The following is a 16,669-nucleotide window of genomic DNA, read 5'->3' on the forward strand; positions in this document are numbered from 1 at the left end:
CTAAAAATAACCAGCCTACAGCGAGATTATAAGCTCGATGCTGGTTATTCACCCTCCTACTCTTCTCTAAGCGATCCACTATGGTATTAAATCCCACCGAGCTGATTACCTCAGATAAGAACACCACCGTCAAGCTTGTAAAAGCCCTATTGGCACAAGCACGTCAACGCAAAAAGCATGGTCAGACCGTCATAGAAGGTGTTCATCTGATAGATGCTGCGCTGCGTAGCGACTATCCTTTTGCCCAGATACTACTGTCTGAGTCAGCGCGTAGTCATCCTGAAGTTCAGCAAATATTGACTCGTCTGCCGACTTATACGCCTATTCTTATTTTATCCAATTCACTGTACGAGAGTATTCGTAGCTTAGGTACTGGTATCGATATCATGGCTATCATTAACGTACCAACGCCTAGCTTGCCAGTGATTGATGAAGATTGCTTAGTCTTGAACGATGTACAAGACAGCGGAAATGTCGGCACACTCCTGCGTACAGCAGCAGCCGTTGGTATTAGCAACATCTTATGTACCAGTGCTACCGCGCAAGCTTGGTCTCCCAAGACGCTACGAGCAGGTATGGGTGCACAGTTTGCACTGACTATTTATGAAGGCTTGAGTACGCAAGATATTTTAGATCACGTAAAAGCTCCACTGTTGGCGACCAGCTCACATACAGATACTATCATTTACGATCACGATTTATCTGCGCCTGTGGCGTGGATTATGGGTCATGAAGGTCAAGGCGTTTGTGACGAGCTAATGCAATGTGCCACCCCTATCGCTTTACCGCAGCCAAATGGCCAAGAAAGCTTGAATGTTGCTATTGCAGGATCTTTATGTCTGTACGAAACCTTGCGCCAAAGACAGTACTCTTAGCGTCCATTTATAACTACAATTAAAATCTTCTCTATCAAGCAATAAAAAAACCCACTACCGATTGATAGTGGGTTTTTGTTATCTGTCTACTACTAATATAGTCAAAGAAGTCTAAAACGGATACAACGCCGTAGCCGTTTAGTAGTTCTGTGACTATACATTAACATTAAACCTTGCTAGTTAGCTCAGGCAGTGCTTCAAATAGATCAGCTTCTAAGAAATAATCAGCAACGCTAGCGATAGGCGCTTCTGGGTCATTGTTGATCGCAACGATGACTTTAGAATCTTTCATACCAGCCAAATGCTGAATCGCACCTGAGATACCAGCGGCGATATATAGCTGCGGTGCAACGATTTTACCGGTTTGACCAACCTGCATATCGTTTGGTACATAACCTGCGTCGACAGCGGCACGTGATGCGCCAACAGCAGCGCCTAGTTTGTCAGCCAATGGCTCAATATATTTGGTGAAGTTTTCACCATTTGCCAAGGCACGACCACCAGAAACCACGATACCAGCTGAGGTCAACTCTGGACGATCAGACTTAGCCATTTCTTCGTTCACGAAGCTAGCTTTGCCAGTTTCTTGTACATTATCGATCGTTTCAACAGTCGCTGAACCACCTTCGCTTGCTACTGGATCAAACGCGGTCGTACGTACGGTTAGCACAACTTTATCTTCAGAGGTTTTGACGGTTGCCGTTGCATTGCCTGCATAAATTGGACGCTCAAACGTTTGCGCATCTACTACGCCTGAGATTTCTGACAGCATGCTGACGTCAAGTAACGCTGCAACGCGTGGCATAAAATTTTTACCAGTCGTGGTCGCAGCTGCTAGGATATGGCTGTAATCACCAGCCACATCAGCAACCAATAGTGCTACATTGCCCGCCAGTTGATGCTCATAGGCTGCATTGTCAGCTAATAGTACTTTCGTCACGCCTTCTGCTTTTGCTGCTTCATCAGCGGCTGCTTGAGCACCACTACCTGCCACTAATACATGGATGTCATCACCGATTTGCTTAGCAGCAGCGATGGTGTTCAAAGTTGCCTTTTTTAGACTGGCATTGTCATGTTCTGCATATACCAAAATTGCCATGGTTTTAATCCTTTATTTATTCGTATTATCTATTCATGCGGTTGTTTGTGTACAAAGCCCTTTGAGCAACTATCGTTTAATATAAATAAAGCAGTCAAATTCTTAGCTTTGTACAGGATATGCCGTAGCGAAGTATCTAATCATTGAAAAATTAAATGACTTTTGCTTCGTTTCTTAGCTTATCAACCAACTCATCAACTGACCCTACTGTAATACCAGCTTTACGTTCAGCAGGTGGCACGACCTTAATAATCTCTTGCTTAGACGCCATATCGACACCGAAATCTGCTGGCGTTTTCTCATCAAGCGGCTTTTTCTTCGCTTTCATGATGTTAGGCAGTTTCGCATAACGTGGCTCATTCAAACGTAGATCAGTTGTGATGACTGCTGGCAAATCAAGGGCAACTGTTTGTAGACCGCCATCGATTTCACGCGTTACGTTGACTTTGTCGCCTTCAACCTTCACTTCTGAGGCAAACGTACCCTGACCGATACCCATCAATGCCGCTAGCATCTGACCCGTTTGGTTGTTGTCATCATCAATCGCTTGTTTACCCAACAAGATAATATCTGTGCTTTCTGTTTCAGCGATATTTTTTAGAATCTTGGCAACTTGTAGTGGATACGGTTTTTCGTCACTCACGACTAAAATACCACGATCAGCACCCAATGCTAGGGCTGCACGAATTTGCTCTTGTGACTCTTTTGGACCGATAGACGCGACGATGATTTCATCAATGACGCCAGCTTCTTTTAGACGAACGGCTTCTTCTACTGCGATTTCGTCAAAAGGGTTAATCGACATTTTGGTGTTTGATAGATCAACGCCAGAGTTATCGGCTTTTACACGTACTTTTACGTTATAATCAATGACACGCTTGACCGCTACTAATGCTTTCATACGTTCCTCGTTTATTAATGTTATGAATTAAAAAATATCAGTTAAGAACCAAATTTTCGTTGTGGTTCAAGTCGTCGTTCAAAATACTACTCAAGGTTATTACTATATCAACAGATGTATAACTAATTAAGAAAAATACGCCAATATTCGAAATTATATTAGCATTGCACTTCTTACGGATAAAATCTGCTAAAGCTAAGCCAACCGTTCTTATCAGACCTATGTATCTTGCGTGAGCCTGCAGATAAGGTCAAGACAACGCCGTGAATAATGCGTCATAAATTTGTCACTATTCTATAATAAATAGTTATAAGCACGTGATCTAGTGATTTTTCTTTGACAATAGCCTTAAGAGTCCTCCTCTTTATAGCACTCTCAATGGTATGTTTATTTAATATTTTGTTATTATTTATTTCCTAGGGTTTAACTAATAGTAGTCGCGAAGAACCCAACAGCTATATGTCGCTGTCTTTGTTAGAGCTCATTAACAACTCACTGTCACGTATGTCATCAAACAACGCCCAGTCAGGAGTTACATCATTATTTTTGATGACGCTCATGTCTCCTGTCGTCTCCATAATGACCGCAAATATTTCAGTTTTGGCTTTGATGCCATTTTTGCGCAGCACTTCTTGAACATCGCTGGTCGTAAGATTCGCTTCTTTTAAGTTATCTGAGAAGTATTCGCCATGTGCCATGAGTATGATGGCACGATTGTCTATCAGCGCTTTTAGAGGTTTAATCATGCGCCTCACTATTGAGATAGCACCTTGAATCAAAAACAATACCGCAACCGCAAACAGTCCTTGCAGTAACGATGGTTTATCCGCCAATATAGTCGACGCTAATATACTACCAATACCAACTGTCATGGCAAAATCATGACTTGATAGTTTGGAAAAGCTGCGCAGACCCATCAGTCGGGTAAAAAGCATTAAACCTATATAGAAACCCACCGCAGACAATGAAATGCCTAACAGCTGTTGCCAGTCAATTGAAAACCAAGTTTCCCATTTCATAATAGAGCCTTATTTATTATTGAGTCAGTACCTATTATGAACTGATAATTATTAAGAAAATCAATCAAACGCTACTTCAGATAAAATGATATAAAAAAAGCAACCTGATAAGAGGTTGCTTTTTTTTAAAGTCTAAACAGTATTTTTATTGTTTTTATAAACAAAAATTTTATGTATATCGTCACTCTCACTGTCATCGAGCGTACTAAACATCAGTGTGCCCAAACAGCAAAGAGATTATAGTGCTTCGATTTGCTCAGCTTGTGGACCTTTTTTGCCCTCACCTAAGATGAACGACACTTTTTGGCCTTCGGCTAGCGTTTTGAAACCGCTACCTTGGATAGCGCTGTAGTGAGCGAATACGTCTTGTCCGCCGTTGTCTTGAGCGATAAAACCAAAACCTTTAGCTTCATTAAACCACTTTACAGTGCCTTCAACTTTATCTGACATAAATTTTCCTGACTCTTTAACTGTTGGCGAGACTTGTGCCATCACCGATTAATTGATATATACCCATGCATCTTTTGCTGAACGCTACGGTTCAAAATTGCAAATAATCTAAGAGAAAACCTGAATTTTTTACCTAAATACTTTGAGTACAATCTGATTATAACAGTTTTCTATACAGGTAACAGTCTAAATTGATGATTTTTGTAAATAAATTCCAGCTATTAAAACCCATCAAAATAGCTAGCATTTTTGCCGTTATCATATTGATATTGAATAAATTTCTAACATATGAATATTAGGCTACAATTGCGAAGCCATCGTTAAATACGACAAGAAAGACCCTTATAGGTTAAAAAATCATTCATTACCTATTGCAATATCGGTAACCATGGTGAACTTAATACAAGCAAACATAGCCCAAAAAATATCAACGAAAACGACTGACTATAAGCAATATATTTGGCCGGTATGACCATGTCTTTAGGAGAATCAGGAACGCCTCGACGCTTCAACAATCGCGTGCCATAGACCCAACCAAAGGTCGTGTAAATGCCATAAGCGGCCGGTACAGCAATCGCGAGCGGTGCCAAATCAATCACGTATAGGACAACAACAGAGATAAAGAACCAGATGGTATCTAAGATTGAACTGATTTGGAAAAACTTAGATTTAGGCAGTTTACCATCGGTTTTCTTAAGCATTTCTCCTTCTATCCAAATTAAAACTGCTACGACAGCGCTAAGAGTAATATACACGAATTGCGGCGTTAGCCAGTCTGGATAAGATATTTGCACAACATACAACCTGTAATCTATAGAAAATATGAATGAGGACTCATCTACTTTGATCAATCAAAGATAAATAAGCACAATAAAAGCCCACTGGCTAATGTGAAGATGCCTGCCTATATTGGGCAGTTTTTACTGGTTTTCAACCAACACATATAGCGGTGTAACCATATGTCAAAAGTAGGATATAAAAAACCCGTGCTATCAGGTGATAACACGGGTTACTTAATAAACTACCAAATACTCTATTTAAGTAGTATCGAATTAGTTTTTGTCTTTATCGATAATTTTGTTACCACCAATCCAAGGCATCATAGCGCGCAATTTGGCACCTGTGGTTTCGATCTCATGCGCTGCATTGTTACGACGACGAGCTGTCATTGATGGATAGTTGGTTGCACCTTCAGAGATGAACATTTTTGCGTATTCACCAGACTGGATGCGTTTTAGCGCGTTACGCATGGCTTCACGAGACTGCTCATTGATAACTTCAGGACCAGTCACATATTCGCCGTATTCAGCGTTGTTACTGATTGAATAGTTCATGTCAGCGATACCGCCTTCATACATTAAGTCGACGATAAGCTTGAGCTCATGTAAACACTCAAAGTAAGCCATTTCTGGCGCGTAGCCTGCTTCAGTAAGGGTTTCAAAGCCCATTTTTACCAATTCAACCGCGCCGCCACAAAGAACCGCTTGCTCACCGAATAGATCGGTTTCAGTCTCATCTTTAAATGTGGTTTCGATGATGCCTGAACGACCACCACCAACGCCAGCAGCGTAAGATAATGCTAATTGCTTAGCTTGACCTGAAGCATCTTGGTAGATGGCGATTAAGTCAGGAATACCGCCACCTTTGGTGAACTCTGAACGTACGGTGTGACCTGGTGCTTTTGGTGCTACCATGATCACGTCAAGGTCGCTACGTGGCACTACTTGGTTATAATGGATAGCAAAACCGTGGGCAAATGCAAGGGTCGCGCCTTCTTTGATGTTTGGCTCAATGACATCGTTGTAAAGCTCTTTTTGGAACTCATCAGGTGTCAAAATCATGATTACGTCAGCAGCTTTTACCGCTTCTTCGACTTCAGCAACTTTTAGGCCCGCATTTTCAGCTTTTTTCCATGAGCCTGAGTTGGCACGTAGACCAACCGTTACATCAACGTCTGAGTCTTGTAAGTTAAGCGCGTGCGCATGGCCTTGTGAACCATAACCGATAATGGCCACTTTTTTACCTTGGATAATGGATAGATCACAATCTTTGTCATAAAAAACGTTCATAAATAGAGTCCTTGTCCTCAATCATGGCTTACCATGGATAGTAGACGCTTATACTGTAATCAAGATAGTGATTAAGATAAGCGCTTTGTTGATTTAGATAAATAGTTCTTCAATAAAATAGGATATTTGGGCATTAATTCTAGGTGCTAAGGGTTTTCTCACCGCGGGCAATACCAATCACACCCGAGCGAACCACTTCCATAATACGGTCACGTCCAAGCACATCGATAAAACCGTCAAGCTTTGCTTTATCACCAACGATTTGAATCGTATATAAGTTGGCATTCACATCGACAATCTGCGCACGGAAGATATCTGCGCTGCGTTTCACCTCTTCACGTACGCTGCCAGTTGCTCGTACTTTGATGAGCATCAATTCACGCTCAACGTGTACGTTCTCTGTCAGATTATGCACTTTAACCACTTCAATCAATTTATGCAATTGTTTGGTGATTTGTTCAATTCTTTCTGGTGAGGTAATGGTCGTTAAGGTCAAGCGTGAAATGCTTGGGTCATCAGTAGGCGCGACGTTGAGCGTTTCGATATTGTAGCCACGTTGTGAGAACAAACCGACTAGACGCGACAACGAACCCGCTTCGTTTTCCATCAATACCGAAATCAGATGTTGTTGTTGCATTAGGTACGCTCCCCTTTTGTTAACCACATATCACGCATGGCTTGTCCAGCGATTTGCATCGGATATACATGCTCATTACGATCGACATAAACATCGATAAATACCAACTTGTCCTTCATGGCCATCGCTTCAGCCAACTGCTCTTCCATCGTATCAGGGTCAGTAATCTTGATACCAACATGACCATAGCTTTCAGCCAATTTGACAAAATCTGGCAAGGAGTTCATATAAGACTGTGCATGGCGACCTTCATACAGCATGTCCTGCCACTGCTTCACCATACCTAGCTGTGCGTTATTTAAATTTAGAATTTTAACTGGCAAGTCATACTGCAAGCAAGTTGACAGCTCTTGGATATTCATCTGAATAGAGCCTTCGCCTGTGATACACACCACATCACGCTCTGGATTAGCAAGCTTGGCTGCCATGGCATACGGCAAGCCAACGCCCATCGTACCTAGGCCGCCTGAGTTCAGCCATTGGCGAGGCTCATTATAAGTATAGTAAAGGGCTGCAAACATCTGATGCTGACCGACGTCACTTGTGATAATAGCGTTACTGTTAGTCACTTTATCTAGAGCTTGTACGACACTTTGTGGCTTAATGCCATTATCTGTGCTGGTGTCATAACGCAAACCATGGCGCTTACGCCACTCATTAATTTGTGACCACCAATCGAGCAATGCGTGTTGCTCTAATTGCTTATCTTCTCCAACGATCTCTAGCATATCGGTTAAGACAGATTTTACATCGCCAACGATAGGAATATGCGCAAGGATGGTCTTTGAAATCGACGCAGGATCGATATCGATATGGATAATCGTCGCGTTCGGACAGAATTTTTTGACATTATTGGTGACGCGATCATCGAAACGCGCACCCACTGCCAAAATAACATCGGCATGATGCATAGTCATGTTGGCTTCATAAGTACCATGCATACCAAGCATACCTAGGAACTGACGATCAGAGCCAGGAAATGCACCAAGACCCATCAATGTATTGGTCACTGGTAAATTAAGACGGTGAGCCAGATCAGTCAACTCTTCGTGAGCATTGCTCCAAATAACGCCGCCACCTGCATATACGACAGGACGCTGGGCAGATAATAGTGTCTCGACCGCTTTTTTGATCTGACCACTATGGCCTTTGAGCGAAGGCTGGTAAGAGCGTATAAATACCTCTTCTGGATATTTATAGGCAAACTTTTCACTAGGCGCAGTCATGTCTTTTGGCACATCAATAACGACAGGACCTGGTCGGCCAGACTGTGCAATGTGAAATGCCTTTTTGACAATCATCGGAATTTCGCTAGCATGGCGCACTTGGAAGCTATGCTTAACGATCGGACGTGATACCCCCACCATATCCGTTTCTTGGAAAGCGTCTTCACCGATTAGGCTACTTGGCACCTGACCTGAAATCACGACCATCGGTACTGAATCCATAAAAGCTGTCGCAATAGCGGTAACCGTATTGGTTGCACCAGGTCCTGAGGTTGCCAGTACAACCCCCGTCTCACCAGTAACTCGTGAATAAGCATCTGCCATGTGTCCTGCCGCCTGCTCATGACGCACCAAGATATGCTCAATGGCTTCTTGCTGAAACAGCGCATCATAGATGTGTAGAACGGCACCGCCTGGATAACCAAAGATATATTTGACACCTTCGTCTGTCAGCGCTTGTACCAGCATTTCAGCGCCCGATAGCATCACAGGCTGAACGCTGCCTTCTGCAAGACGTTGTTGTTTTTCTTCAAAATTTTTGGCGGCATTACCCGTTTGGGTATGTCCCGTCATATTCGGACTTTGCGTGGTTTGCGTCACTGTCATCACCTTTTTTTGCGGCGAGGATTTGCGGTATTCTATGATAAGAGATAACCCCATATAGGTATTACTTCAAAACTCATAAAATGATCGCTAATCCTTGTCCATATCAAGAATATTTGCCTATCATATTTAAGTAACGTTGTTTTTTTAAGACAGCAAATTACTCAAACATAGCAATGTATGTAAGGTCAGTTTTGTGATGGATGTTTATCGATATACAGTGACAAGATGCGGACGCACCTATGAAAGAAGCTTATTATTGAGTCTTTCTATAAATAAGTACTGATAATAAATTCATGGGTGCAAAGACGTAGAGATAACAGGATATTTATACCCAAATACTATGCATAAGTTACTAAAACTTATAACAGAGGCTTTGGCGTACTTTTTTATAACCAGTACTGTATCGTATTTTGCACAATTGCCAGAATTACATTTAGCACAGTTCAAATAATAAGTTTATCTTAGTCATTGTAGACAGATAAGTCCGGAGACAATGTATAGTTATGAGTAGCCAATGCTACGTGTGCTATATCATCATCACAAAGAAAATAACACTGCATAAACTACCGATAAGTAGCTCGTAGTAATCATTTTCAAGTGCCACGGCAATATCATAAAAGCCGTTCACTGACCAATCAACTTCTATTATATTCGATGGTTTGCCCGCTATTGTCAAGAAAAACTTCTAAAGCCTATCCCAAACTATTAGTTATTAAATAATACACATTGATAAGTATTATTTGCTAAAATTGGAAGTCGATACATTAGTGCTGCCAATAAAGTGCTCAAATGTTATATTTACCCTTATACAAATTTGCTTTTATCAAACAAAAGGATTGCTGCTATGGCATATGCGTCTAAAATAGCGACTGCTGCTAAATGGCTAACGAGTACCACCTGTATGCTAATGCTATCCATGAATACCAGTCAGGCTATTCAAGTTTATAAATCCATTGGCGCATATGGCGAAGTTAAATATAGCCAGCACGCACCGCAAAATGGTAAAAACGTTGAGTTGATTGAGTTTCGTAGCGACGGTAGACAAAACAACGCCGGACAAATGGCTGGCAAAACAGACCCCAGCCAAAGCAATAATACTCAAACTGCAGAAGAACAGCGCGTAGCTGCACTTGAAGCACGTATCAAAGAGCAAGAAGCGCAAGCCAATGCCCAGCGCTGCCAATCGCTACGTAACAATTTAACGAATCTAAACGTTGGCGGACGTATCTATGAGATGGATGCAAATGGCAAGCGTCAGTACTTAGATGGCCGTGAGATTGAGCTAAAACGTGAACGCGTACAGCAGGCAATCGACCAATACTGTAGCAGCGCTACGACCTAGTCTTTATACTAATGATGACTACTCAACTATCATTAATTGCATAACATGACGAATGGCTGCTGGCATATCTTGCGCTTGTAGCCCTCGTTGTCCAATCAATAGCTTATTGTCACGATGATATTCATTACCTTGATTAACCAGTGTGTCCCCTGAAAATCCATGAATAAGCGCTGCCTGAGGTAAACTGCGCGACTCTGCTGCTAAGTCTTGTTGTGCTAATAATCCAGCAATCACTCCAGATAGAATATCGCCCATGCCAGCAGTTGCCATACCAGCATTGCCCGCATCACAGACATATACTCGCGCTCGTCCTGATTTTTGCTCCAAAACTAGCGACCCTGCTCCCTTTAATACCCAGTCACCACCATAAACTGCAGCGCATTGTTTTATGGCTCGCAATCTATCACTTTCTACCTCGCTTATTTTTTGATCGAGCAATCTAGCCGCTTCGCCGCTATGCGGTGTCAAGCAAACTCGATGATTGATGCTGTGTTCGCGAAGCTCTGTTACCAGTTCATGGCTATCCATTTGCAGCGAGGCCAAATGATAAAGACCATCTGCATCGATCACTATTGATTTTTCATGAGCTATGGCAGCCTGTATATAGTCGATAAATAACATTTTTGCTTTTTCGTCACGGCCCAAACCCATACCAATAGCGACAACACTGGCTTGTTTGATAAGTGCCTTTACGCTATCTGTATCGTGCAGATTGATAGTCATCGCATCAGGCAGTGACGTTAATAATGCACCATGAAAAGCCTCATGACAGGCAACGGTTATTTTACCAGCGCCAGTTGCCATGGTGCTTGATGCAGACAGTATCGCAGCACCGCCCATCCCTTGAGAGCCATCAACGCGATTTCCACCGATGATTAGCGCATGACCGTAGCTACCTTTGTAACTGTTTTGGCGGCGCGGCTTCATACTCTGTGCAGCCATCAGCAGTATGGCAACAGGTTCAAATGCTTCAATAGTATTTTGCTTGGTATTTTTATCAGATATTTTGTGAGGTCTAGCTGTTTGATAAGGTATTAACGGTATATCGATTATGTCTCCGCTATAATCCGCACCATCTTTGGTGTGTAAACCAAATTTGCGCGCAATCAGGCATAAGGTGACATCAGCTTGTACTGCTATACGATCAAATACCGCACCAGTAGACGCCACCAATCCACTTGGAATATCGACGGCGACTGCTAGTGCGTTTTGTTGCTGAGTAGTACGATTAAAAGCGCTAATAGCCTCTTTATAGACACCTTCTGGCGCACGATCTAGCCCAATCCCAAACAGTGCATCAATATAAATGTCAGCTAATAAAGCCATTTTCTCTGACTCATTGTGACTGCTATGAATCTCTTCGAAGTGTTGATAATGACAGTTGGCAGATATTGCTATCTGTCGCGCTTTGTTAGCATCAGTTATATGGTCATTATTGTGGTCTTTCTTATTAGAGATGGCCGACTGAGTACGAGTATCAAAATCATTGACATCAAAACCGACAGTGACCACTTCTACTTGCCAGCCAGCTTGCTGCAAGTAATAAGCAATGAGCCAACCGTCCCCGCCATTATTACCCTTACCTACCCAGACACTTACTCGGCGCAAACGCTCCATACGATGATAAACGTTAGTATTAGCAGAATGATTAGCATTGAGACATTTTTGTTCATAAAGCAATTCTATCTGCTGTGCCATTTGCCAAGCTGCTTGCTGCATTAAGCCAAAACTATCATATCCTTGAGCAAACCACGCTTGCTCCATGGCATAAATTTGCTCACTACTATAAAGCGCAATAGGTTTTGTATTTTTTATAGGTGATAAATTGGTAAAATTCTTCATTTATTATCCTCGGCCATGTTTTTCTGATATTTTTATAGTGTTGAAAGTCTAGTTTCTAAACTTTGGTATCAGCTTAGCAAAAGCTCATGTCTACTTATGTATCAATATGAATGTGAGTTTATTTTCTTTTCTACTTGCGCTCTATGCTCACTGTCTTATCATAATGGTGCTCACACTGCCACTGATTGTGAGAAAATACCATTCTAAAAATAGATCGCCAATAAGCACCTATCTCTATGCCTACCGATAAAAACAAGATTGCCGTTAGTAACTCAACAGTCTTTGCAACAACAGCAGATGTTAAACAATGGATCAAAGTGCAAGCGCAAACATTAGGGTTTGCTGACTGTGGGTTTTTATCTGTCCATCATCCACTGTTTACTAAGCAAATCGAACAGCTACAGAAGTGGCTGGATAAAGGCTATGAGGGTCAATTGCAGTTCATGCACAACAACCATCATCTGCGCGCTCATCCTGAGCAGTTGGTAGAGGGTGCAAAAACCATTATCAGTGTGCGAATGGATTATCTCACTCAGGCACCAACACCGCGTGCTGTCACAGACAACGACCATCCCAACCAAGGCATCATTGCGCGTTATGCAAGAGGTCGTGATTATCATAAGACAATGCGTAGCCGTTTAAAGCAATTGGCTCTGAATATCGAGGCCATGCTTCCTGAATGGCAACATCTCGATATTGGTTCAGATAAAGAGTTTGTTTTTAGACCCTTTAGTGATTCTGCGCCTATCTTTGAGCGGCCTATTGCCGATGCTGTTGGTCTGGGCTGGACAGGTAAGCATACGTTATTAATCAACAAACAAGCTGGCTCATTTTTTGTGCTAGGTGAGCTGTTTTTAAGCTTAGAGCTGCCCGATGACCAGCCTGTTAAAGAGCATTGTGGCAGTTGTAGCGCTTGCATTGATGTATGCCCTACCCAAGCGATTGTAGCGCCTTATGAGCTCAATGCCTCTGCCTGTATCTCTTATTTGACGATTGAACACGATGGTATTATTGATACCAAGTATCGACGCGCGATTGGCAATCGGGTGTTTGGCTGCGATGACTGTCAGCTGATCTGTCCATGGAATCGTTATGCCAATCTGACTGCCGTTGAGGACTTCGCACCAAGGCATGGTCTCGATAACAGCAGTTTGCTTGAATTATGGCAATGGCAAGAAGCGGATTTTTTGAACAACACACAAGGAAGCCCGCTCAGACGCACAGGCTATATCAATTTCTTACGTAATATCGCGATTGGTTTGGGTAACGCTAATGCTAGTCCACACGTCATTGAGCAGTTGAAGTCTAAGTTGACGCTACATAACGCCATGCTTGATGAACACATTGAATGGGCAATAGCTGAACAGGGCAGAAAACTAGACGCTAGTAGTAAGCCAACGAGTTGATGTATATCATAACGGAGCAAGTCATTATTTGCTTTGATAGATGTTCATAAAAAAAGCCTCTTATAAAAGAGGCTTTTTTATCATCGATTTTTTGTACAGATTATTTATTGCTTATATCATCAATTTGTTATGGCTTAGGAATGCGTAACACTTGACCTGGATAGATTTTATCTGGATCAGATAACATTGGCTTATTGGCTTCAAATATTTTCATATAATCGCCAGACTCACCGTAAACATCTTTCGCAATCTTAGATAAGCTATCGCCAGATTTTACCGTATACATCGTTGACTCAGGTGCATCTTCTTCGATATCGATATTATCAATGACCTTAGCAACATTTTGTACGTTACCAATAGCAATAATCGCTTTTTCACGATCAGCTTGAGTTTTCGCGTTACCGCTGATTTCTGCTGTATCTGTAGAGCCGTTATATTTGATTTTTAAATTACTGATATTTAGGTTCTGTTGCTGAATACGACGCAACAGAATGTTAGCAACTGATTGAGCTGAAGGCTCGCTGCTTTTTACCGGTGTATTGGCATCTGCCTTGGTCTCTGATTTGGCATCGTGTTTCTCGTCATCACGATTAAAGATTTTATCACCGATATCTTTTGCAAAACTGAACATACCCATATAACTGCTCCTTGAAATATTGTTATTTATTATTCATATTTATTTTCGGTGGTGTGTTATTGAACATCACCGTGCTTTGTACTGTTTACCATGATGAGTATAGACAAACGAACCAAACGTGAATAGTAAGAGTATGTTGAGTAATGTTAATTGACGTAGCTTATGTTAATGCAACTGATCAATTAAATCACCCTCATAAAAAAACCGCCTATCTATTAAGATAAGCGGCATTATAAAATTTGCTAAACAAATGGCAAATTACAGCTGGGCTTGTACGTAATCAATTGCTTTTTGAACAGTAGTCAATTCTGCAGAGTCTTCGTCAGGAATAGTGATACCAAAATCACTTTCAAAAGACATCACCAATTCAACTAGGTCCAACGAGTCCGCACCTAGGTCTTCCATGAATGAAGCATCATTATTGATGTCTTCAACGTTCATACCTAGTTGCTCAGCAACTGCTGATTTTACTCTTAGCTCGATATCATTACTCATATAGATTACTCCATTATCATCTATTATTTTTAATAAACTGCTATTGTGCCTTATTTAAGCTCTATAGCATGATATATAAAATGTATTTGCCAGATCAGCATCGCTGTCTGAGTACTCTATGACTTGTTACACAGTCTGTCTAATAAAGCCCTGTTATCATACAGGGCTTTGACTCAAAAGTATTCGTAATTATAGCATCCTTTATTATAGTTTACACTCGTTCACACAGTTTTTTATTATAACTATGTAACGTCCGTGTATTGACTACATATACATGCCACCATTGACCGGAATGACCGCGCCGGTGATATAGCTGGCTTCATCACTGGCTAAGAAATGTACTGCTGCTGCGATGTCTTCTGGTTGACCAAGACGGCTGATAGGAACGGCATCTAGCATAGAATTCAATAGGCGCTCGTCGAGCTCATCTGTCATATCAGTCTCGATTAAACCTGGTGCCACGCAATTGATAGTCACTTGGCGTGAACCGATTTCACGTGCAAGCGTACGACTGAAACCTTCTACACCAGCTTTAGTCGCGGCATAGTTAGATTGACCTGCATTACCCATTTGAGCAACAACAGAGGTGATATTAATAATACGACCACGGCGCGCTTTCATCATACCGCGTACTGCGCGTTTGCTCATGCGGTAAACTGAGGTCAAATTCGTATCGATGACATTTGACCAGTCATCGTCTTTCATACGCATTAGCAGACCGTCTTGCGTGATACCTGCATTGTTAACCAATACTTGTACCGCTCCATAGACGCTTTCGATCTCTTCAAACAATTTATCAATTTGAGTAGTATCACGTACGTCTAAGACGCGACCGATACCACCACTATCATGAAGATAGTCATCAATAAGTTCAGCACCTTTTTCAGTGGTCGCGGTGCCAATAACAAAATGTCCTTCTTTAGCAAAGCGTTTGGCGACTGCCTTTCCGATACCGCGACTAGCGCCAGTTACTAATGTAATCGTACGGCTCATGATAACACCTCTAATAGTTTTTCTAGACGGGCAGGCTTGTCTGTAGGATAGCTTGCGATTGGCTGCGCTTGACGCTTAGCCAAATTGCTTAATACGTTGCCACTGCCACATTCGATTAATAGATTAATTTGCTTATCGGCCAGTTCCTGCATGGTTTTTGACCACAGTACTGGCTCACTCAGCTGTTCAGTCAATGCTTGTTTGATACCTACTGCACTGGTTTCAACACGCGCATAGCGATTTTGAATCACAGGAATGGTCGCTTGATCAAATTGAATACCTGCTAATATCTCAGCTAAGGCATTACTTGCAGGCTCCATTAATGCACAATGAGATGGCACACTCACTTTTAAGGGCACAGATTTTTTGCCCGTATTTTTGACTTTGTCGATTACAGCGTTAACGCCAGCAGCGTTACCCGAGATCACTACCTGTCCTGGGCTGTTGAAGTTAGCAGCGCCAACAATGGCACCCTCGACATGCTCTGTTGCTTGCTCACACAGATTTTCGACTCGGTTGTCTTCTAGTCCTAACACGGCAGCCATAGCAGTATCGACACCTACAACGGCCTCTTGCATCAACTGACCGCGTTTATGCACTAGGGTGACGGCATCACCAAGCGATATCACATTGGCAGCACACAGGGCGCTGTACTCGCCCAGAGAGTGACCAGCTAAATAGCAAGGCGTCTCTTCTATTTTTTGTTGTAAGACACGCCAAATGGCAATGCTAGCTGTCAGTAGCGCTGGCTGAGTATACTCGGTTTGATTGAGTTTTTCTTCATCCTGACAGATTGCCCACAAATCCTCACCAAGCGCCTCACTCGCTTCGGTAAATGTATCGCGTATCTCTGGGTAGATTTCAGCAAGCTCACTCGTCATCGCGACTGCTTGAGATCCTTGTCCAGGAAAAATGACCGCGATACGAGCGGGTTGCTTTTTTACCATATCGGGTACAGAAGCCATAACCAATATCCCTTATCTGATTAGAAATATCCCTAAAACAATGGGGTGTATTATATTATTAGATGTGATACAAAGCCGCTAGTTCAATTATTTATCTAAGAAAACGG

The 16,669-nt window shown here is 42.1% G+C and carries 16 protein-coding genes; 3 read left to right on the forward strand and 13 right to left on the reverse strand.

Annotation, left to right across the window (positions count from 1 at the left end; translation table 11 throughout):
• Positions 1–80: 80 nt before the first annotated feature.
• Positions 81–875: a TrmH family RNA methyltransferase gene (locus tag GYK50_RS09775; protein ID WP_212563819.1), complete on the forward strand. Its 795-nt coding sequence runs from the start codon at positions 81–83 to the stop codon at positions 873–875.
• Between the two features lie 166 nt (positions 876–1,041).
• Here GYK50_RS09775 and GYK50_RS09780 read toward each other — a convergent pair whose 3' ends face one another.
• From GYK50_RS09780 to GYK50_RS09815, 8 genes are all read right to left on the reverse strand, one after another.
• A complete protein-coding gene (locus GYK50_RS09780; protein ID WP_212563820.1) occupies positions 1,042–1,974 on the reverse strand; it encodes an electron transfer flavoprotein subunit alpha/FixB family protein in 933 nt (310 codons plus the stop codon).
• A 151-nt stretch (positions 1,975–2,125) separates the two neighbouring features.
• Positions 2,126–2,875, reverse strand: a complete 750-nt coding sequence (locus GYK50_RS09785) for an electron transfer flavoprotein subunit beta/FixA family protein (protein ID WP_212563821.1) — start codon at positions 2,873–2,875, stop codon at positions 2,126–2,128.
• 455 nt (positions 2,876–3,330) lie between these two features.
• A complete protein-coding gene (locus GYK50_RS09790) occupies positions 3,331–3,894 on the reverse strand; it encodes a DUF421 domain-containing protein (protein WP_212563822.1) in 564 nt (187 codons plus the stop codon).
• Positions 3,895–4,131: 237 nt separating this feature from the next.
• Entirely contained in the window at positions 4,132–4,344 is a 213-nt protein-coding gene (locus GYK50_RS09795) for a cold-shock protein (RefSeq protein WP_071003179.1), read from the reverse strand.
• Between the two features lie 368 nt (positions 4,345–4,712).
• Positions 4,713–5,045, reverse strand: coding sequence for a hypothetical protein (locus GYK50_RS09800; RefSeq protein WP_286708087.1), 333 nt, complete (start codon positions 5,043–5,045; stop codon positions 4,713–4,715).
• A 351-nt stretch (positions 5,046–5,396) separates the two neighbouring features.
• Positions 5,397–6,413 carry a ketol-acid reductoisomerase gene (gene ilvC / locus GYK50_RS09805; RefSeq protein ID WP_058025375.1) on the reverse strand — a complete coding sequence of 339 codons (1,017 nt, stop codon included), beginning with the start codon at positions 6,411–6,413 and terminating at the stop codon, positions 5,397–5,399.
• Between the two features lie 139 nt (positions 6,414–6,552).
• Positions 6,553–7,050 (reverse strand): acetolactate synthase small subunit, encoded by a 498-nt coding sequence (gene ilvN, locus GYK50_RS09810; RefSeq protein ID WP_071003178.1) that lies wholly within the window; start codon positions 7,048–7,050, stop codon positions 6,553–6,555.
• A complete protein-coding gene (locus GYK50_RS09815) occupies positions 7,050–8,882 on the reverse strand; it encodes an acetolactate synthase 3 large subunit (RefSeq protein WP_212564547.1) in 1,833 nt (610 codons plus the stop codon). Before GYK50_RS09815 ends, ilvN begins: the two co-directional genes overlap by 1 nt.
• Before the next feature lie 844 nt (positions 8,883–9,726).
• Between GYK50_RS09815 and GYK50_RS09820 the strand changes: the two genes are divergently transcribed.
• A complete protein-coding gene (locus GYK50_RS09820) occupies positions 9,727–10,224 on the forward strand; it encodes a DUF4124 domain-containing protein (RefSeq protein ID WP_093069580.1) in 498 nt (165 codons plus the stop codon).
• A gap of 18 nt (positions 10,225–10,242) precedes the next feature.
• Here the strand turns inward: GYK50_RS09820 and GYK50_RS09825 are convergent, their stop codons facing one another.
• Positions 10,243–12,066 carry an NAD(P)H-hydrate dehydratase gene (locus GYK50_RS09825; RefSeq protein ID WP_212563824.1) on the reverse strand — a complete coding sequence of 608 codons (1,824 nt, stop codon included), beginning with the start codon at positions 12,064–12,066 and terminating at the stop codon, positions 10,243–10,245.
• 236 nt (positions 12,067–12,302) lie between these two features.
• Between GYK50_RS09825 and queG the strand changes: the two genes are divergently transcribed.
• Positions 12,303–13,472 carry a tRNA epoxyqueuosine(34) reductase QueG gene (gene queG, locus GYK50_RS09830; RefSeq protein WP_212563825.1) on the forward strand — a complete coding sequence of 390 codons (1,170 nt, stop codon included), beginning with the start codon at positions 12,303–12,305 and terminating at the stop codon, positions 13,470–13,472.
• Positions 13,473–13,599: 127 nt separating this feature from the next.
• Here the strand turns inward: queG and lysM are convergent, their stop codons facing one another.
• The 4 genes from lysM to fabD form a co-directional block, all read right to left on the reverse strand.
• A complete protein-coding gene (gene lysM, locus GYK50_RS09835) occupies positions 13,600–14,109 on the reverse strand; it encodes a peptidoglycan-binding protein LysM (protein ID WP_058025369.1) in 510 nt (169 codons plus the stop codon).
• A 258-nt stretch (positions 14,110–14,367) separates the two neighbouring features.
• On the reverse strand, positions 14,368–14,604 hold the full coding sequence (gene acpP, locus GYK50_RS09840; protein ID WP_071003168.1) for an acyl carrier protein: 237 nt from the start codon (positions 14,602–14,604) through the stop codon (positions 14,368–14,370).
• A gap of 264 nt (positions 14,605–14,868) precedes the next feature.
• Positions 14,869–15,597: a 3-oxoacyl-ACP reductase FabG gene (gene fabG, locus GYK50_RS09845; protein WP_058025367.1), complete on the reverse strand. Its 729-nt coding sequence runs from the start codon at positions 15,595–15,597 to the stop codon at positions 14,869–14,871.
• A complete protein-coding gene (fabD, locus tag GYK50_RS09850) occupies positions 15,594–16,562 on the reverse strand; it encodes an ACP S-malonyltransferase (RefSeq protein ID WP_071003166.1) in 969 nt (322 codons plus the stop codon). The genes fabG and fabD overlap by 4 nt, the downstream gene beginning before the upstream one ends.
• Between the last annotated feature and the right edge of the window lie 107 nt (positions 16,563–16,669).

Source organism: Psychrobacter pacificensis (assembly GCF_018336615.1).
GTDB lineage: Bacteria > Pseudomonadota > Gammaproteobacteria > Pseudomonadales > Moraxellaceae > Psychrobacter > Psychrobacter pacificensis.